Source organism: Streptomyces sp. NPDC006450 (genome assembly GCF_040612195.1).
GTDB lineage: Bacteria > Actinomycetota > Actinomycetes > Streptomycetales > Streptomycetaceae > Streptomyces.
This window is the reverse complement of record NZ_JBEXPT010000056.1, coordinates 22,490-40,679: the sequence shown is the minus strand read 5'-3', so window position 1 is coordinate 40,679 and position 18,190 is coordinate 22,490. Positions and strand designations below refer to the sequence as shown.

General features: G+C 70.5%; 18 protein-coding genes and 1 pseudogene. 9 read left to right on the top strand and 10 right to left on the bottom strand.

The window, feature by feature from the left end; all coding sequences use genetic code 11:
* Positions 1 to 4,088, bottom strand: a 4,088-nt coding sequence (locus ABZY57_RS18635; RefSeq protein ID WP_356513198.1) for a beta-ketoacyl synthase N-terminal-like domain-containing protein, incomplete at its 3' end; no start/stop codon positions are given.
* 347 nt (positions 4,089 to 4,435) lie between these two features.
* Between ABZY57_RS18635 and ABZY57_RS18630 the strand changes: the two genes are divergently transcribed.
* Positions 4,436 to 5,971 carry an amino acid adenylation domain-containing protein gene (locus ABZY57_RS18630; protein WP_356513196.1) on the top strand — a complete coding sequence of 512 codons (1,536 nt, stop codon included), beginning with the start codon at positions 4,436 to 4,438 and terminating at the stop codon, positions 5,969 to 5,971.
* Positions 5,972 to 6,148: 177 nt separating this feature from the next.
* Here the strand turns inward: ABZY57_RS18630 and ABZY57_RS18625 are convergent, their stop codons facing one another.
* Positions 6,149 to 7,726, bottom strand: coding sequence for an MFS transporter (locus ABZY57_RS18625; RefSeq protein ID WP_356513194.1), 1,578 nt, complete (start codon positions 7,724 to 7,726; stop codon positions 6,149 to 6,151).
* Between the two features lie 100 nt (positions 7,727 to 7,826).
* Here ABZY57_RS18625 and ABZY57_RS18620 point away from each other — a divergent pair, with 100 nt between their 5' ends.
* On the top strand, positions 7,827 to 8,486 hold the full coding sequence (locus tag ABZY57_RS18620) for a helix-turn-helix domain-containing protein (protein WP_356513192.1): 660 nt from the start codon (positions 7,827 to 7,829) through the stop codon (positions 8,484 to 8,486).
* 43 nt (positions 8,487 to 8,529) lie between these two features.
* On the opposite strand, the gene ABZY57_RS18615 is transcribed toward ABZY57_RS18620, so the two are convergent.
* Positions 8,530 to 10,065, bottom strand: a complete 1,536-nt coding sequence (locus tag ABZY57_RS18615) for an AMP-binding protein (protein ID WP_356513190.1) — start codon at positions 10,063 to 10,065, stop codon at positions 8,530 to 8,532.
* Positions 10,066 to 10,248: 183 nt separating this feature from the next.
* On the opposite strand from ABZY57_RS18615, the gene ABZY57_RS18610 reads away from it, so the two are divergent.
* On the top strand, positions 10,249 to 10,491 hold the full coding sequence (locus tag ABZY57_RS18610; RefSeq protein WP_356513188.1) for an acyl carrier protein: 243 nt from the start codon (positions 10,249 to 10,251) through the stop codon (positions 10,489 to 10,491).
* Here ABZY57_RS18610 and ABZY57_RS18605 read toward each other — a convergent pair.
* Positions 10,488 to 11,477, bottom strand: coding sequence for an ACP S-malonyltransferase (locus tag ABZY57_RS18605; protein WP_356513186.1), 990 nt, complete (start codon positions 11,475 to 11,477; stop codon positions 10,488 to 10,490). The two genes, ABZY57_RS18610 and ABZY57_RS18605, sit on opposite strands and share 4 nt — an antisense overlap.
* Positions 11,478 to 11,756: 279 nt before the next feature.
* Here ABZY57_RS18605 and ABZY57_RS18600 point away from each other — a divergent pair, with 279 nt between their 5' ends.
* A complete protein-coding gene (locus ABZY57_RS18600; RefSeq protein WP_356513184.1) occupies positions 11,757 to 12,515 on the top strand; it encodes an alpha/beta fold hydrolase in 759 nt (252 codons plus the stop codon).
* Between the two features lie 67 nt (positions 12,516 to 12,582).
* Here the strand turns inward: ABZY57_RS18600 and ABZY57_RS18595 are convergent, their stop codons facing one another.
* Positions 12,583 to 12,819, bottom strand: coding sequence for a hypothetical protein (locus tag ABZY57_RS18595; RefSeq protein ID WP_356513182.1), 237 nt, complete (start codon positions 12,817 to 12,819; stop codon positions 12,583 to 12,585).
* Entirely contained in the window at positions 12,803 to 13,123 is a 321-nt protein-coding gene (locus ABZY57_RS18590; RefSeq protein ID WP_356513180.1) for a hypothetical protein, read from the bottom strand. The genes ABZY57_RS18595 and ABZY57_RS18590 overlap by 17 nt, the downstream gene beginning before the upstream one ends.
* Before the next feature lie 653 nt (positions 13,124 to 13,776).
* Between ABZY57_RS18590 and ABZY57_RS18585 the strand changes: the two are divergent.
* Positions 13,777 to 13,968 (top strand): annotated as a pseudogene (locus tag ABZY57_RS18585) (CorA family divalent cation transporter); the annotation flags it as partial.
* A 499-nt stretch (positions 13,969 to 14,467) separates the two neighbouring features.
* Here ABZY57_RS18585 and ABZY57_RS18580 read toward each other — a convergent pair.
* Entirely contained in the window at positions 14,468 to 14,803 is a 336-nt protein-coding gene (locus ABZY57_RS18580) for a hypothetical protein (protein WP_356513178.1), read from the bottom strand.
* 41 nt (positions 14,804 to 14,844) lie between these two features.
* On the opposite strand from ABZY57_RS18580, the gene ABZY57_RS18575 reads away from it, so the two are divergent.
* The 4 genes from ABZY57_RS18575 (at position 14,845) to ABZY57_RS18560 (ending at position 16,912) form a co-directional block, all read left to right on the top strand.
* Entirely contained in the window at positions 14,845 to 15,090 is a 246-nt protein-coding gene (locus ABZY57_RS18575; protein WP_356513176.1) for a DUF5959 family protein, read from the top strand.
* Between the two features lie 284 nt (positions 15,091 to 15,374).
* Positions 15,375 to 15,758: a hypothetical protein gene (locus ABZY57_RS18570; protein ID WP_356513174.1), complete on the top strand. Its 384-nt coding sequence runs from the start codon at positions 15,375 to 15,377 to the stop codon at positions 15,756 to 15,758.
* Positions 15,759 to 16,097: 339 nt separating this feature from the next.
* Entirely contained in the window at positions 16,098 to 16,436 is a 339-nt protein-coding gene (locus tag ABZY57_RS18565; protein WP_356513172.1) for a non-heme iron oxygenase ferredoxin subunit, read from the top strand.
* On the top strand, positions 16,433 to 16,912 hold the full coding sequence (locus tag ABZY57_RS18560) for a thioesterase domain-containing protein (RefSeq protein ID WP_356513170.1): 480 nt from the start codon (positions 16,433 to 16,435) through the stop codon (positions 16,910 to 16,912). The genes ABZY57_RS18565 and ABZY57_RS18560 overlap by 4 nt, the downstream gene beginning before the upstream one ends.
* Here the strand turns inward: ABZY57_RS18560 and ABZY57_RS18555 are convergent.
* The 3 genes from ABZY57_RS18555 to ABZY57_RS18545 form a co-directional block, all read right to left on the bottom strand.
* Positions 16,898 to 17,044, bottom strand: a complete 147-nt coding sequence (locus tag ABZY57_RS18555) for a hypothetical protein (protein ID WP_356513168.1) — start codon at positions 17,042 to 17,044, stop codon at positions 16,898 to 16,900. The two genes, ABZY57_RS18560 and ABZY57_RS18555, sit on opposite strands and share 15 nt — an antisense overlap.
* A 14-nt stretch (positions 17,045 to 17,058) precedes the next feature.
* Complete coding sequence (locus tag ABZY57_RS18550; protein WP_356513166.1) at positions 17,059 to 17,214, bottom strand: hypothetical protein; 156 nt, start codon at positions 17,212 to 17,214, stop codon at positions 17,059 to 17,061.
* A 65-nt stretch (positions 17,215 to 17,279) separates the two neighbouring features.
* Positions 17,280 to 17,861, bottom strand: coding sequence for a TetR-like C-terminal domain-containing protein (locus ABZY57_RS18545; RefSeq protein ID WP_356513164.1), 582 nt, complete (start codon positions 17,859 to 17,861; stop codon positions 17,280 to 17,282).
* Between the last annotated feature and the right edge of the window lie 329 nt (positions 17,862 to 18,190).

The window sequence follows — 18,190 nt, the reverse complement described above, 5'->3', positions numbered from 1 at the left end:
GGCAACACCACCCCACCGGCATCGAACAACACCACCGGCGGAACAACACCACCCTCAACCAACCCACCCAACAACGGCAGATCAACACCCACCACACCATCAACCACAGCCAACGGATCCCAACCCAGCCGGAACAACCCACCACCCGACCGACCACGACCCGCCACAACCAACTGCTCCGCCGACACCGCACGCGACACCAACGAACCCACCACCGCAACCGGCACACCCACACCATCCGCAACGGTGAGTGACAGTTCGTCGGCTCCCTTCGTCGTGATGCGCACGCGCAGCGACTCGGCCCCGGCCGCGTGGAGTTCCACGCCGTTCCAGGAGAACGGCACCCTGGTCCCCTCGGGCAGCGGTTCGCCAGAGCCGAGTTCCGCCGCGTGCATGGCGGCGTCGAGCAGCGCCGGGTGCAGTCCGAAGTCCCGGGCTTCGGAGCCCGCTTCCTCCGGCAGCGCCACCTCGGCGAACACCTCGCCGTCGCGCCGCCAGACGGAGCGGACGGCCTGGAAGAGCGGGCCGTATCCGTAGCCCTGGTCGGCGAGCTTCGCGTAGAGGCCGGTCGTGTCGACGGGCTCGGCGCCCGGGGGCGGCCAGGCCGTCAGGCCGAAGGAGTCGGCGGCGGGCGGTACGGCGGAGCCGGCGTCGAGGAGGCCGCTGGCGTGGCGCTCCCAGGGGGTTTCGGGGGTGGCCTCCTGCGGGCGCGAGTAGCAGGCGACCGTACGCCCGCCCGAGGCGTCGGGCTCGCCCACCGCGATCTGGAGCGTGATGCCGCCCTCGTCAGGGAGGACCAGCGGTGCTTCCAGGGTCAGTTCGACGACCCGCGGCACGCCGGCCCGGGCGCCGGCCGCGACGGCCAGTTCCACGAAGGCGGTGCCGGGCACCAGGGTGGTGCCGGCGATGACGTGGTCGGCGAGCCACGGGTGGCTGCTCAGGGAGAGGTTGCCGGTGAGGACCACGGAGTCGGAGCCGGCGAGTTCCACCACGGCCCCGAGCAGGGGGTGTTCGGCGGCGGTCTGGCCCAGGCCGGCGGCCTGCCCGTGCGGGATCGGCGGGGTCAGCCAGAACCGGCGCCGCTGGAAGGCGTACGTCGGCAGCTCGACGGGGAGCGTGGTGCGGTCGGCGTGGTGGGCGTGCCAGTCGACGTGCGCGCCGCGGGCGTGGGCGAGGGCCAGCCCGGAGAGGGCCTGGCGTTCCTCGTCGTGGTCGCGCCGGAGCAGGGCGGCGAAGGCGGGGGTGCCCGGCCGGCCGTCGAGCGCGTTCTGGGCGAGCACGGAGAGCACGGGGTCCGGGCCCAGTTCCAGGAAGGTGTCCACCCCGCTGTCGGCGAGCCGGAGCACGCTGTCGTGGAAGCGGACCGCTTCGCGCACGTGCCGGACCCAGTACTCGGGCGTGCACAGTTCCTCGGGCCGCGCGGGCAGCCCGGTGAGGTTGGAGACGAGGGGGATGTTCGGCCGGTGGTAGGTGACGATCTGCGCGACGCGGCGGAACTCGTCGAGCATCGGTTCCATCAGCGGCGAGTGGAAGGCGTGGCTCACCCGGAGCCGAGAGGTGCGGCGGCCGGCGTCCTTGAAGTGGCGGCCGATCTCCTCCACCGCCTCCTCGGCGCCGGAGACGACGACGGAGTCGGGGCCGTTGACGGCGGCGATGCCCACCTGGGCTCCGAGCAGCGGCAGGACCTCCTCCTCGGTGGCCTGCACCGCGAGCATCGCGCCGCCGGAGGGGAGTTCCTGCATGAGGCGGCCGCGGGCGGCCACGAGCGTGGCGGCGTCCTCCAGGGAGAGGACGCCCGCGGCGTGGGCGGCGGCCAGCTCGCCGATGGAGTGGCCGCACAGGAAGTCGGCGCGCAGCCCCCAGGACTCCAGCAGCCGGAAGAGCGCCGTCTCCACGGCGAACAACGCGCACTGGGCGTACGCGGTCTGGTCGAGCAGGCGTGCCCCGTCCGAGTCGGGTTCGGCGAACAGGACGTCCCACAGCGAGTGTTCGAGTTGCAGGTCGAGGTGGCCTACGGCCTCCTCCAGGGCGTGGCGGAAGACCGGCTGGGTGTCGTACAGCCGTGCGCCCATGCCGATGCGCTGACTGCCCTGGCCCGTGAAGAGGAAGGCGAGGCGTCCGCCGGAGGCGGTGCCGCGGAACACGGCGGGGTCGGCGGCGCCGTCCGCCACGGTGCGCAGGCCCTGGAGGAGTTCGTCGCGGCCCGCGGCGAGGAGGACGGCCCGGTGGCCGAGCAGGGCGCGGGTGGTGCCGAGCGCGTGGCCGAGGTCGGCCGGGGCGGTGTCCGGGTGGGCCTCGGCGAAGGTCAGCAGGTTGCGGGCCTGGGCCCGCAGCGCCTGCTCGTTCCTCGCGGTCACGACGAGGGGGGTGAGCGCCGCGGGCTCCGCCGCCGTCGGTGGGGCGGGCTCGGTCGCGGGCGGTTCCTCCACGATCACGTGGGCGTTGGTGCCGCTCACTCCGAACGCGGACACGCCGGCGCGGCGCGGGCGCTCGCCGCGCGGCCAGGGCTGCTCGCTGGTGAGGAGCTCGATGTTGCCCGCGGACCAGTCGACGTTCGGCGAGGGGCCGTCCACGTGCAGGGTCCTGGGCAGTACCTCGTGGCGCATCGCCATGATCATCTTGATGATGCCGACGGCGCCGCCCGCGGCCTGGGTGTGGCCGAGGTTCGATTTGACGGAACCGAGCCACAGCGGCCGGTCCTCGAGCCGCTCCTGGCCGTAGGTGGCCAGCAGGGCCTGCGCCTCCACCGGGTCACCGAGGGTGGTGCCCGTGCCGTGGGCCTCCACCGCGTCCACGTCCGCGGTGGTGAGGCCCGCCGTGGCCAGCGTCTCGCGGATCAGCTTGCGCTGGGCGGCTCCGCTGGGCGCGGTGAGGCCGTTGCTGGCGCCGTCCTGGTTGATGGCGCTGGCACGGATGACCCCGAGGATCGGGTGCCCGTTGCGCTGCGCGTCGGAGAGCCGTTCGAGGACCAGTACGGCGACGCCCTCGCCGAACGCGGTGCCGTCCGCGGCCTCGGCGAACGCCTTGATGAGGCCGTCGGGGGCGAGTCCGCGCTGGCGGCTGAACTCGGTGAAGACCGCGGGGCTGCCCATCAGGGTGGCTCCGGCGGCCAGCGCCAGCCCGCATTCGCCGCGGTACAGGGACTGGACGGCGAGGTGGAGGGCGACCAGGGAGCCCGAGCAGGCGGTGTCGACGGTGAGCGCGGGGCCTTCCAGGCCGAGGGCGTAGGCGATGCGTCCGGAGGCGATGCTGAGGGCGCTGCCGGTCAGCAGGTAGCCGTCGAGTCCGGCGGAGGGTTCGTGGGAGCGGGGGCCGTATTCGAGTGCTCCGGCGCCGACGAACACGCCGGTGCGGCTGCCGCGCAGCGCGGTGGGGGCGATCCCGGCCCGCTCCAGGGCCTCCCAGGAGGTCTCCAGGAGGAGCCGCTGCTGGGGTTCCATGGCCAGTGCCTCGCGGGGGCTGATGCCGAAGAAGTCCGCGTCGAACTCGGCTGCCCGCTCCAGGAAGCCGCCGGTGCTCGCGTAGCTGCGGCCGGAGGCGTCGGGGTCCGGGTCGAAGAGGTGGTCGAGGTCCCAGCCCCGGTCGGAAGGGAAGGGACCGACCACGGTGCGTCCGTCGGACACGACCTGCCACAGCTGCTCGGGACTGTCGATGCCGCCGGGGAGGTGGCAGCCGATGCCGACGACCGCGATGGGCTCGTCCTCCGAGGGGCGCTGCGGGAGTTCCGGCGCGGCGTCCTGCTCACCGAGGAGTTCGGCGCGCAGGTGCGCAGCGAGCAGGATGGGCGTCGGGTGGTCGAAGGGCACCGTGACGGGCAGGGCCAGGCCGGTGGCCGCGTTGAGCCGGGCGTGGACCTCGACGAGCGCGAGGGAGTCGAGTCCCAGCGTCTTGAAGGGAAGCGCCGGGTCGATCGAGGGCTCCTGCGCCGGGCGGACCCGGCGCAGGACCTGGCGGGCCTGTTCGACGACCAGGTCGAGGAGGACGCGGGACTGCTCGGAACCGGGCAGGCCTTCCAACTCACGGGTCAGGGCTTGCCGCTCCGTCGGGAGGTGCTCGCCATCGGAACCGACCTGGCCGGGCTTGGTCATCGAGACTCTCCGCGTTTCTGCTTCTGATCGTGGGCAGGTTTCACTTGAAGACACTGGCAAAACTGCACCGTACGGAGAGGAAGTGGGTCGATGAACCCCTAGGCCCCCCTAGGCAATACCCCGGGAACAAGACCCCGACGTACAGCGGAAACATCCCTCCCGGAGAATGCCCACTGTTTACACCGGGGAAATAGCCGACGATTATTGCCGGGCCAACCTGCCCGTGATACTGAATCGTTGGAATTTCCCTCCGCGGGGCATCACCGGCAGACAAGGGACCAATCGTGACGGCTTTGCTGGAATCTCACACGACCACAGGCACACCGCCTGATTTCCTCCACGAGTTCATGCTGGAGACGGCACGCACCGACCCCGGCCGGGCGGCCGTGACGGAAGCCTCCGCCGACGGGGAGCCGCGCGTGTACTCGTACGGCGAACTGGAGGCGCTGGCCCATGAGTACGCCGGGGCCCTGACCGGGATGGGGTTGGACGTCGGGGACCGGGTCCTGCTGGAGTCGGACACCTCCGCCTGCGCCGTGGCCGCCCTGCTGGCCTGTTCGATGGCCGGGCTGACCTTCGTACCGGTGAGCCCGGAGACCCCGGCCAAGCGGCTGGAGGCCATCGCCGAGGCGGCCACCCCGGCGCTGCACCTTCAGGCCGCGGACGGGCTGCGCGAGGCCGGGGCCCTGCCCGGGGACGTCGGCCTGGCCCGCTTCGGTCCGGCCGGGCTGGAGGTGGAGCGGGCTCCGCGGGAGCGGGTGCGCTACCGCCGCAGCGCCGCCACCACCGACCTCGCGTACGTCATCTTCACCTCGGGAACCACGGGCCGCCCCAAGGGCGTCGCGATGAGCCACCGCGGGGTGCTCGCCTTCTACCGCGGCATGCTGCGCAAGGGGATCGTCGGTCCGGGCGACCGGGTCGCGACCACGTCCCCGCTCCAGTTCGACTTCGCGCTGCTGGACATCGGCCTGGCGCTCGGGAGCGGAGCCACCCTGATCCCGGTGCCTCGGGCCATGGTGACCTGGCCGCGGCGGCTGCTGCGGTTCCTCAAGGAGTCGGGGGCCACCCAGGTCAACGGAGTGCCCTCGATGTGGCGGCCCGCGCTGCGCCACGAGGCGGAGCTGGTGGCGCAGCTCGACCAGGTGCGCGGGGTCCTGTTCTCGGGTGAGCCGTTCCCGCTGCCCGAGCTGCGGGCGCTGCGGCAGCTGCTGCCGGCCGTGCGGATCGTGAACTGCTTCGGCCCCACCGAGGCCATGGCCTTCTCGCTCACCGACGTGCCCCACCCGCTGCCGGCCGATGCGGACCGGCTGTCGATCGGGCGGGCCTACGACGGCGCCGAGATGATGCTGGTGGACGAGGACGGCACGGTGATCGAGGGGACCGGGCGCACGGGTGAGATCCACATGCGCGGGCCCTCCCTGTTCACCGGCTACTGGGGCGACCCCGAGGGGACCGCGGCCGCCCTGGTGCCCGACCCGCTCAACCCCGCCTCGGGCCAGCGCGTGTACCGGTCCGGGGACCTCGCGTACCGCGGGGAGGACGGCGAGTTCTACTTCTGCGGGCGGATCGACGCGCAGGTGAAGATCCGCGGCAACCGTGTGGAGCTGGGCGAGGTGGAGCGCAGGATCACCGGGTACCCGGGGGTGGCCGCGGCCGTCGCCCTCGTGGTGCCGAAGGGGGAGGACGGCGAGGCGGTCCTCGGCGTCTGCCTGGTCCAGGAGGCGAACGCGCCGGCCCTGGTCCCGGCGCGGCTCAGCGCCTTCTGCAAGGAGACGCTGCCCACGTACATGGTTCCCCGCGAGCTGCGGGTGCTCGACGAGTTCCCGGTGACCCGCAACGGCAAGACCGACCGGGCCGCGCTGCTGGAACTGCTGCGTTCCTGACGGATCGCGCAGGGCGTGCGGCGCACGGCGCGTGACGCGCCGTGCGCCGTACCCTTCGGGCCTCAGGCACGACAGAGCTCTCCGCCGGATCCGGCCCCCTGGGGGTCGGATCCGGCGGAGAGCTCTGTGTTGTCACCTCCGTCGCGCCGGCGGCCCTCCCGAGGAGGGGCCCGCCGGTCAGGACGGGTGGGCCACCGGGGTGGCCTGATCCTCTTCGGCCTCGTCGGCCTGTCCCTGCTGTCCCTCGTACGACAAGTGGCGCAGCCGCAGGACCGCGAAGACCGCGGCGAGGACGGTCAGTCCGATGCCCAGCCACGCGACGTTGTTCATCGAGGTGGTGAAGGCGTCACGGGCGGCGCTCGCCAGTTCCGCGCCACGGTCGCCCGTGTACGTGGCCGCCTCGGCCAGAGTGGCACCGAAGGTGTCGTGCACCGTGTCCGGCAGCTCCTTCGCGGCCGGGAGTTCCTCGTCCAGCCGGGACACGTACAGGGCGGTACCGATGCTGCCGAAGATCGCGATGCCGCTCGCGCCGCCGAACTCCTGGAAGGTGCGCTGGAGGGCGGAGACCGCCCCGGTGCGCTCCGGCGGGGAGACCGTGACCACCACGTCGGTGAGCAGGACGAGCGTGGTGGACGTGCCGGCTCCGACCAGGGCGATGGCCGGGATGACCAGCCACAGCTGCTGCTCGGTGCCGAGCCGGGTCATCAGGAAGAAGCCGGCCCCGGCGAGGAGCAGCGCGCCGGCGATCACGTAGGCCGGCCGGATCTTGTTGACCAGCTGGGTGGCCATCGATGCCAGGAATCCGGTGGCCACCGGGGTGACCAGCATCCAGCAGCCGGCGATCATCGGGGACATGTCCAGTACGTCGAGCAGGTACTGGGTGCTGAAGAGACCGAAGCCGATGACGCAGAAGAACGCGGTCATGCTGAGCAGCAGCACGGGACCGAAACCGCGGTTGCCGAACAGCTTGAGGTCGATCATGGGCGAGGCGAGGCCGCGCTGACGCAGCAGCAGGGCCGCCCCCGCGATCAGACCGAGGGCCACGGCGCCCGCCCGCTCCGGGGTGAAACCGTTGATCGCCAGTTCCTTGACGCCCCAGATCAGGCTGAGCACGGCGACGAGCGAGAGCAGGGCGGTGACCGGGTCGAAGCGGGAGCGCTTCTCCTTGGGCACGTGGCTCTCGGGGACGAGGAACGGCACCGCCACGAGCAGCACCGCGATGATCGGAATGTTGATCAGGAAGATCGAGCCCCACCAGTAGTGGCTGAGGAGCAGACCGCTGATCACCGGCCCGAGGCCGGTTCCCAGGGCCATCCCGGTGGAGAAGATCGCGATGGCGCCGCGGCGCTGCTTGTCGTTCTCGAAGAGGGAGCGCACCAGGGCCAGTGCCGACGGCATCAGGGTGGCGGCTGCCACGCCCTGGGCCGCACGGGCCGCGATCAGCATCCCCGGGCTGTCCGCCAGGGTGGCGGCGACGGAGGCGAGGCCGAAGAGGCCGGCGCCGATCAGCATCAGGCGGCGGCGTCCGATCACGTCGCCGATGGTCCCCATGCTGATGAGGAGGCCGGCGAGCATGAAGCCGTAGATGTCGATCATCCACAGCTGTTCGGTACCGGTCGGCTGGAGGCTGCCGGCGATGGACGGCACTGCGAAGTACAGCACCGTCAGATCCATGGAAATCACGATGGGCGCGACGGTCAGCGCAGCTAGCGCTATCCATTCTTTACGCCCGGCCAGAGAGCCAGGTTCAGTCATGACGGCAAATATACAGCGGTCCAAGACGTTTGTACAAGTCATTTGTATAAGACAGTCGATGTATAAGACATCTGTTTGAAACTGGGGTAGGCTTCGCGGCATGGGACATCGTGAAGACCTGCTGGTCGGTGCCAAGCGCTGCCTGATCGAGAAGGGTTACGCCCGCACCACGGCCCGCGACATCGTGGCCGCGTCGGGGACGAACCTCGCTTCCATCGGCTACCACTACGGATCGAAGGAAGCGCTGCTCAACCAGGCGCTCATCGCCGCCCTGCAGGACTCCACCGAGGAGCTGCAGCGCGCGATCATGTCCGATCCGCTGCCCGACGAAGACCCCGCCGATCCCATCGCGCGCTTCGAGAGCATCTGGAGCAAGGTCATCGAGCAGTTCACGACGCACCGTCAGTTGTGGCTGGCGAGCATGGAGATCTTCGCTCAGATGGACCACGTGGAACTGGTGCGCGAGGCGCTGAGCGAGGGCATCGAGCAGGGACGCAGCGGTATGGCGGACCTGTTCATGCACCTCACCAGCGATGCGAGCGACCCGGAGGAAGCGGACACGGTCCGAGCCGTCGGATCGCTCTTCCAGGCCCTGGCCACCGGCGTGATGGCGCAGTGGCTCGTCGACCCCGACCGGGCACCGACCGGGCAGGACCTGGGCATCGCCCTGCGCTCCCTCGTGTCCTGGGTGGACCCGAAGCAGCGCGCCGCCCTCACCCGCGCGGCGACCGCCCCCGTGGCGGAAGCCACCACGTCCTGACCGGCGCCACGTTCCCGCTCCGCCGGCTCACCGCTCCGCCTGCTCACCGCTCCGCCGCCGGGCCCACCAGCTCGGCGGCCTCCTTCGTCAGCAGCCCGCGGTCGGTCTTGCGGTTGGAGTTCAGCGGGAACTCGGGCAGGTTGCGGAAGTACCGGGGCATCATGCCGCGCGGCAGGATCTGTCGCAGTTCCCTCGCGAGCACGGCCGGCTCCGTCTGCGCACCGGTGTAGAAGACCACCAGCTCGGTACCGCCCGCGCCCTCGGCGGTGACCGCCACCGCGTCCTCCACTCCCCCGCACTCGCGCAACGCGTGCTCCACCTCGGCCAGTTCCACCCGCCAGCCGTGCAACTGGACCTGGGTGTCGAGGCGGCCCAGGTAGACCAGTTCCCCGTTGTCCCGCAGCCGCACCCGGTCGCCGGTGCGGTACCAGTCGCGCCCGTCGCGGCGTACGAACCGGCCGGCGTCGTCCGCCGGGTCCAGGTAGCCGCGCGTCAGCTGGGGGCCGCTGATGCACAGCTCCCCCTCCCGCGCCGCCGGTTGGTCCTCCTCGTCCAGCAGTACGTACGCGTGTCCCTCGTGCAGGGCCCCGATCGGGGCCAGGCCGTTGACGCACAGCCCCGGTGAGAGCTCCGGCGACCAGCGGTGACGGGTCACCGTGATGGTCAGCTCGGTGGGCCCGTAGATGTTCTCCAGCGTGGAACGGTCCGCGGCCGCCTGCCAGGCCTCGGCGTCCGCACCGCGCAGCGCCTCCCCTGCGAACAGGCTCCAGCGCAGCGAGCGCATCCCGCCGGGAGCCAGCCCGCCGGTCCGGCGGACCAGGGAGATGGCGCTGGGCGTGGAGAACCACACCGTCATCCGACGGTCCTCCAGGAAACGCGGCAGGTCCAGATAGGCCTGCGCGGGCACCGCTTGGGCCGTGGCCCCGGCTCCCCAGGCGCAGAAGAGATCGAACATGGCGCAGTCGAAGTTCAGGTCGAAAGTCTGCGAGAAGACGTCGTCGGGTCCGAAGTCGTAGCGTTCGTCCATCAGCCGGAAGTAGTGCCCCAGACTGGCGTGGCTGATCGGGACGCCCTTCGGGCGGCCGGTGGAACCGGACGTGAAGAGGATGCACGCCGTGGCCCCGTCGGCCGCGGCGATCGGCTCCGACAGTGCGCTGCCCGGCCCCGCGGGGGAGGTCCCCGGGGCCAGGACCGGCAACTCGATCCCGGTCGCGGCCAGTGCGGCCAGGCCCGCCTCGTCGGCGATCAGCGTCGAGGCCCCCGACAGCTCCAGCATGTGGCGGGTCCGGGCGGCGGGGAAGCCGGCGTGCAGCGGTACGACCGTGGCGCCCGCGTACAGAGCGGCCAGGACGCCCGCGTAGGCGGTGATCCCCTGGTTGGCCAGCACCCCCACGGCGCGCGGGCGCTCCCCCGCCCTGGCGGTCAGCGTTCCCGCCCAGTCCAGCGCGAGCTCGTGGAGCTGCTCGTAGCTCGCCGAGTCCGCGCCCACCCGCACGGCCGTACCGCGTGGCGAGGCCGCCAGTCCGTGCAGGAATCGGTCGTGCAGGGAGACCTGGGTGTCCGGGGTTCTCTGGTTCATGGTCGCTCCGGGGCTGGGCCTGCGCGCCGCTCGGCGACGAGGCGCTCGTCTGGCTCGGGTCGGAAGCCGGGCACTAGGGGCAGCCAGGGGTTGTCCCGGCACCGGCGGATGGAGTTCGGTCAGGACGGGCCCCGGCCGGGCACCCGTACGAACCGTCAAGCAGTCGGAGAAGTGGAGAAACCCATGTGGGACAAGCAGTTCGAAGAGACCCTGCGCCATCACCTGCCGTTCCTGCCGTCCTCGCAGGAACTCCTCCCCGACGCCGACTTGCGGGACCTCGGCCTCGACTCCCTCGGGACCGTGGAACTGCTCGCCGCGCTGGAGTCGGCCTACGGGATCCGCTTCGTCGACGACGCGCTGAGCCTGGAGAACTTCTCCCGGCCGGACGCCTTGTGGTCGGTGCTCTCCCGCCGCACCGCGGCCTAGGCCGGGCTCCGTGCGGGCAGAGCCGGCGCCCGGCGCGGGCCGGGCTCCCCTCGCCGGGGCGCCATCGCCGTCCTCGGGTCCACCTGGACCACCTCGAAGTTCCGGGTGGTGACGGCGACCCGGCCGAACAGGCGGTCCGGCCCGCACATGAAGAGCCGGCTGACCCCCTGACCACGCAGCCCGGAGACCACCTCCGGCCAGCGGACCGGCAGCGTGTAGCCGTCCAGAATCATCCTCCGCACCCCCTCCCCGGAGTCCACGACCCGGCCGTCCTGGTCGGCGATCAGGGGCATCTCGGGGGTGCGGAAGGTCAGCTCGGCCACCACTTCCCGCTCGATGCGCTCGCGCAGCTCGCCGAAGGCGGCGCAGTGCATCGGCGGCTTCATGCTGTACAGGGGGAGGCCACCCACCGCGCGCAGCCGGGCATCGAGCCCCTCGACCTCGGCGCCGTCCAGGGACAGCATGAAGAAGTCCTCGTCGATGTGGCACGAGATCTCGTGCCAGGCACCGCGCTCCGCCAGCTCGGCGAGGATCTCGTCGAGCCGGTCGCCGGGAGTGCGGGCGAAGGAGTGGGTGACCGCGTCGCGGTACTCACGGGCGAAGTACTCGTCCTCGCGTCGCGCCATCTCGGCGGTCATCCACACCGCATCCGCGAAGTCCAGGGACCCCGTGTGGACCGCGGCCGCCTTCCCCCCGAAGCTGGCCCCCGCGCAGACCGAGGGGCGTGCGCCCAGCGTCTCCTGCGCCCAGGCCGCCAGCGCCAGGCAGTTCACCAGGAACGCGACCTGGGCGGCCTCGGAGTAGTCGCCCTCCGATTCGCGGTAGCGATCCACCAGGGAATAGCCGAGCACCTCGTCGGCAGCGGCGGCCATTTTGCGCGCGATGGGATTGATCAGCATGAACTTCGCCGACTCGGAGAAGGGGGAAGGCCCCATGCCGGGAAAAGCGATCGCATCGCCCGCACGGAACTCCGGCTGTGCTTCCATGGATTCCCTCCACTCGGTGGCCACAAAGGCCGGTATGCCGCCGTTCGGCTCGGCCAGTCTGCAGGTGCTCACCACTGGCAACACCCCCTAACGGCCCCTTACCCGACCGCACCGAAATGGTCCGCGCCGATAGTGGTAAGGGCCGCTCCGTGCTCGTGCCGAACAGTGGCTTTGAGGGGCCGGCGGGGATTGGCCGCATCCCCGAATGGCGTTTGAATGAAGCACTGCTCACGCCCATCACGAGCTCGTGCGGCGTGATCCGTCGACGGAAGGCACGCCATGACCCAAAGCCCCGCGCAGACCGGCGACTGGGTGCGCCGGTTCCATCCGGCACCGGCCGCGCCCGTGCGCCTCGTGTGCTTTCCGCACGCGGGCGGGTCCGCCCCGTTCTACTTCCCCGTGTCCCGGACCCTCTCGCCGGACGTGGACGTCCTGGCCATCCAGTACCCGGGGCGCCAGGACCGGCGCACCGAGCCCTGTGTGGACGACGTGGGCCGGCTTGCCGACCTGGTGACCGCCGAGTTGCTGCCCTACGCCGACCGCCCGTTGGCCCTCTTCGGCCACAGCCTGGGAGCGACCCTCGCCTTCGAGGTCGCCGTCCGCCTGGAAGCGGCGGGGATCGTCCCGCTGTGGCTGTTCGCCTCCGGCCGGCGCGCGCCCTCCCGCAGCCGCCAGGAGCAGGTTCACGAACTCCCCGACGAACTGCTCGTCGCCAACCTCAAGCGGCTGAGCGGCACCGACCCCGTGCTGCTCGCGGACCCGGAGCTGCTGGCGACCGTACTGCCCGCGCTGCGCAGCGATTACCGGGCCGCCGAGACCTACCGCTACCAGGAGGGGCCTCCGCTGGCGTCCCCCATCCTCGTCCTGACCGGTGACGAGGACCCCGAGGTGGACCTGGAGGAGGCGAAGAGCTGGGCGGAGCACACCACGGGCGCGTTCGAGGTCCAGGTCTATTCCGGCGGCCACTTCTACCTCACCGACCACGCGGCCGCGGTCACCCGGGAGATCTCCCGACGCCTGGTGTCCGCGTCCTCATGAGGACGGCCCTGCCGCCATGAGGACGGACGGCTCGGCAGGCTTCGGGCGGAGCCGGTGCGGCATGGCCTCACCAGGGAATCGGGCCGTCCTCGGCCAGGAAGGCGCCCGTCGGGCCGCCCTCGCCCGCCGTCGCCAGGCCCACCGCCATCGCCGGGCCCACCGCCATCGCCGGGCCCACCGCCATCGCCGGGCCCTCCTCCGCCGTGCGCATCCCGGTGTGGCGGTTGAGGTCGGTCGCGCAGTAGCCGGGACTCACCGCGTTGACCAGAATCCCCTCGGCGCGCAGTTCATCGGCGTAGAGCACGGTGATCGCGTTCAGCGCGCTCTTCGAGGTGCAGTAGGGGAGGAGGAGAGAGGAGTAGGCGGACCACGGCCTGCTGCCCGAACCACCAAGCCGCCAGCCCCTCCGTATGGAAGGGGCCGTTGAGTTTCACCGTGATGTCGACGTCGCCGTCACCGCGGTCGTTGGCGTTGTTGGGGTACGAGCCCTTCGACGCCACCGTGATGTCGAGCCCCTGGAACGGCACGTGTCGGAGCACCGCCTGTTTCACCATGCGCTCGGCGCGCTCCAGCCGGAGCTGTTCGGAAGCACCCGGGGGGTTTTCCATTTGTTGATCAAAGCGATCCGCTGTTCATACGTCAGCTGTCGTGCCATGAACACCTCCAGGATCCGGCGCGCCTGCGCCGGCCAACAGCGTACGAGCGGGCACCGACAGCGGCACACCTATGAATCCGCATGGCCGCCCACGTCAGAGGCGACCAGGGCAGGGAGCTTGCCACCACGGCGTAAGCAGGGGGAGCGGCTCGACATCCCAGAGCCGCAGTGCCGCCGACCAGGGTCAGCGAAAGACCGCGGGCCGCCCAGCGCGCCCGGGGTTCCGCCTGTCAACGTCGCATCGTCACCAGTCATCGGATACGTTGCCCACCCAAGCGATCGGCCGGCCCTCGCTGGTCCGTCCCCAGTGCGGTTCCTCCAGCCTCGCCGAGCCCCTCCAGCCCCGCTGCGTTTCCTGCTCTCGCCCCGCCGCCACTCCCCTGAGTAACCTGTCGTGAGCGACGGAGGACGCCCCCGGACCTGCGGCGCCCTCTTGGCGAGACAGTCTCCGCTGGGGGGAATCTGGGGGGAAAGAGGCCTCGTTGGGGGGCGGCTGGGGGGAATCGGCTGCACAAACGCGCAGCAGGGTGAAAGAACCTGGAAGGTCGATTGCTGCAGGTCAGACCGCCCGCGCTACCGATTCCCGCAGGTCAGCGGTGTAAGGGTGACGACTTCAAGACGATCTCCTCGTGGGCCGCCATCTTGTTTGCACCCACACTCGTGGGAACCATCTACGGCATGAACTTCGGGGACATGCCGGAACTGAAGTGGGCGGGCGGCTACCCCTTCGCAATCCTGCTGATGGCAGTCGTCTGCGTGAGCCTGTATGTCATCTTCAAGAAGCGCGACTGGCTGTAGGCAGCAGCTCCATCCCATCCACCGTCGTGAAGATGCTCGATGACCTGGAAGAACTTGTCGACGTGGGACCGCAACGCGGGCGACCGCTCGGCATCCCGAGGTAGTGGCGACCTCTACCCAGAACCCAGGCATTTCCGATCACTACGGAGTGTTCCACTCGACGAGGAACAACAGGAGGGTGAGCGCGCACACCAGAAAGACCCCCCGACACGAGGAGACAGCCAGTACGGGATTCCTTCGGCCTGAAATATGCGACGGCAATACACACCGCGAGGACGACGAGGACCGGAACCATAAATAATATCCTTGTACGCCTCTGCGGCCGTCTTTGCCGGGTCTGGGCGATTGTTGGACATGGCCATCCGCTGCGGAATGGACATAGCGGGCACGCCATCGTCCGCCCTGACCGTCTTGCCGCCGGCCAGGATCTGTCGTGGGCGGGATCGGTGACGTACGACCACCACCGCCGGCCTGCCGGCCGGTTCGCGGAGCCGGGCGATCAGGTGGTCGAAGGTGCCGAGGGTGCATCCGGCGCGTCTGTCGGCGGGCCGGGCGGGGAGGGGTCGGCGTCCCGGGCGTGGTCCGGGCCTCCCGGGTCGTGCCGGCGAGTCCGTACGAAGCGCAGCAGGCGGGTGCTGCCGTATCCGAGCAGCCAGGGCAGCAGCGTGATGCCCCCGACGTACACGGCCAGGTAGCCGAGGAAGTCCGTCAGGTGCTCCGGCGCTTCCACCGCGCCGTCGACCCGTACCGGGCGTTCCCACCGGCTCAACCACCCGAGGCGGAGTTCACGGGCTCCCAGCGCGGGTGCGTGCCGCCCCTCGCGCCCAGCAGCCAAATCGCTCGGTCTCCTTCTAACAACCGCCAACAGAATGCCGATTGGGCCGGTCCCCGGCTCGCATCATCACGACCGCCTTCGCCAACGGGCGCCTTGGGTTGCGTTTGTCGCCCGAAGCCATGGATGACTGGTCAACAGCCGTGGACGGACTGTGCAACGGGCAAGGCGTCTGCTGGACGGCCGCTGGCGACACCGAGATCCGGATGGAGATCGCCAGCAACTTCTCGATGCCCCGTCCCCTCGTCACCGTGGACGACAGCGGCGGGTCCGGGGTTTCGGTCCGGTAGTGACGACGACGCGGTCAAGAAAATACTGGCAGTGACTTCAGGTCGGGACGAGGCCACACGTCGGCAGCGGTGCACTCAGCCAGGTCCCTGAGCGATCCAACCACCTGGGAGATCATTCTGTTTGGGGTTGTAAGGGCCGTCCCGTAGATGATCTCCGGTCTTGATCGGGGGCGGATGGCGGCCAGGTCAGTCCGTCGCCTGGCCGGTGGGCAGGGCAGTCAATTCGGTTGCCGACCCTCCTCCCCGCGGCTGATCCTGGGCACTCGCCGAGCAGGGAGGGCAGGATGGGTCTCATGCTCTTCCCCGGAGACGACGACGTGAGCAGCCCGGACGTCTCCTGGTCCTACAGCGGCTTCGCCGCGTTCAGGAGCTGGTTGGCACAGGCTGACGGGTTCACCCTCGCCGACATGCACGGCTTCGGCGGAGACCGCCCGTGGAGCAACGTCTCCACCACGCTGGCACCGCTCCTCGATCACCCCGATGACAGCGGTCCCGATCTGACACCGGCTCAATGCGCTGCCATGTTGCCCCGCCTGGAGGCAATCACCGCCCAGTGGCCACACGGTGACAGCGACCCCGTGCTGGGGCGGCGCATCGACGACGTCCGCGAGCTGATCGCCGTCATGAAGTTCTGCCTGGACAAGGACGTCGAGCTCATTTTTGGTTGACCCTCGACCACAGACGATCTCGGCGTTCGACGTCACCTGCGTGGACGGTGTGCGGCTGGACTGCTTCCGGGGACGCTGGATGATGCTCCGGGATCTGCTGGTCACGGCCATCACCGTCGCGGCGGACGACGCGGGACCGTCGGCGCCTCCCAGCCGGGCGTTCGACAACCGGCGCGTCCCAGACGGGCGTTGACCGTCGGCGCCTCCCGGCCCTGCGCTTGAGAGCCGGCCCGTCGGGGCCGCGGTGCCGCGTCCCAGTCAGCGCTTAGCGCGCTTTTAGGGTCGGGCGCCATGCTTGCGACACGCAATGTCGCCCCTACGACACCACAAGGAGCTGGGATGAGCCAGAGCTATGTCCGCGCCTGCGCATTGGCCGACGTACCCGAGGAAGGGGTGCTCGCCGTCAACGTCGACGGGACTCAGGTGGCCGTCGTCCGCAGCGCCGGCCAGGTGCACGCGCTGGAGGACCGCTGCTCGCACTCGGACGTAGCGCTGTCGGAGGGCGAGGTGTACGACGGCGTGATCGAGTGCTGGCTGCACGGCTCGTGCTTCGACCTGCGCACCGGGAACGCCGACAGCAAACCGGCCACCAAAGCGGTTCCGGTGTACAGCGCGAAGGTCGAGGGTGACTCGGTCTTCGTCAGCCTCGCGACCGACAACCAGGAAGTACCGCGATGACCCTTGCCACGACCGACGCCCAGGTGTGGATCCGGCGCTTCCACCAGGCTCCGGCCACTGCCCCGCGGCTGGTCTGCCTGCCGCACGCCGGAGGCAGTGCCAGCTACTACTTCCCGTTCTCCGCCGCGCTGTCCCCGGCGGCCCAGGTTCTGGCCGTGCAGTACCCGGGCCGCCAGGACCGCCGGAACGACCCGAGCCTGCGCAGCGTGCCCGAGCTCGCCGAGGCCGTCTTCGGGGCTCTGGCCGTCGAGACCTACCGGTGCGATCCCGGCGCGACGGTGTCCTGCCCGATCTCCGTGCTCACCGGCGACGCCGATCCCCGCACCAGCATCGAGGAGGCGCGGGACTGGCGGCAGCACACCGGCGCCGACTGCGCGGTCCGTGAATTCAGCGGCGGCCACTTCTTCCTCAATGACCACCAGCCAGAAATAACCGAATTCATCACCCGTGCAAGCGGGTGGTCATTCCTCAATTGAATCCCGCCCCCCGCGAGGAGTGGTGACCCCCAGGACGACGCCGGCCCTGGGGGTCACCCAACGCAGGGCATCGGCCTGGCGATCCGCCTGATAGGGGGCCAACGTCAATGGCCGGTAGAACGTCTCCCGCATCGGGATCTCGGAGATCAGCTGGAGCAGGGGGCCGGCCAGCTGCCGCGATCCGTCTGCTCCAGGCGACCCATCAGCAGGTGGTTGCGTCCCGAGGTCATGCGCTGCTGGAACTGGTGGACGTCGAGCGTGTTCTCGCCGAGCGAGAGCAGGTACCCCGGCACCCGGGTCACCAGCCCGCTCCCGGCGGAGCCGGGGCGCGCAAGCCCGCATCAGGGAAATCACCCGGGGCTGGGATTTACGCAGCCGTCAGCGGCACGAGGATGTCATCCACGATGGATGCCAGGTAATCGTCCGGAACCTTCGGACCCTGGTGCACGACATAGTGGACGATCATGGCCGGGCCGACCGTGGCGACCATCTCGGAGTCGGCTCCCGCCCGGAGCCGACCCCGGCCGACGCCGGCCCGGAGCACCTCGAGGAGCAGCTCGTGGCACGGGTCCATGACCCGCTGGCCGACGACGACGTGCATCATCCCGCCGGCCGCCTCGGCGGCTTCGCTCCGGACGACCTGGAAGACGGTGCCGTGCGTGACGGCGATGGCGTCGCGCACGCAGCCCAGGAGCGCCAGGAAGTCCTCTCGCACATCGCCGGTCAGCACGATCGCGGAGGGGTTCGGCAGAACGCTGCTGAGCGCCGAGGTGACCAGTTCCTCCCGGTTCGACCATCTGCGGTACAGCGCGGCCTTGCCCGTACCGGCACCGGCGGCGACGCCTTCCATGCTGAGACCTGCGTAGCCGACGGTCCGCAGCTGTTCGAGGGTCGCGGCCAGGATGGCGTCCTCCAGTACCTTGCCACGCCTGCGCGTTCCCGAACTCATCACGGCTGCTTGCCCGTTGGCCTCCGCCATGAACTCAACACCTCCGACTGGACGCCGCGCGCCGCCACTTGTGAGCCAACCCCCACCCACCCATAGTGAACAACACCCCCGCCCGGCTTCGAGCACCGCGGAGGAGTACGTCGCGAGTCGAACCGTCGCGATTGCGGGTGGTGGGCCCGTTGGCCGGGACAGATCTGGCGAAGACGGACGCGGTGAACACGTTCCTGATGGGCGGCGACGAGCCTCGACCCGCGCCCTTGGGCAGGCACTGGTCAAGCGAATCCGCGGCGCGGCGGCACGGCGCGCCGGGCAATCAAGGAATCCATTGA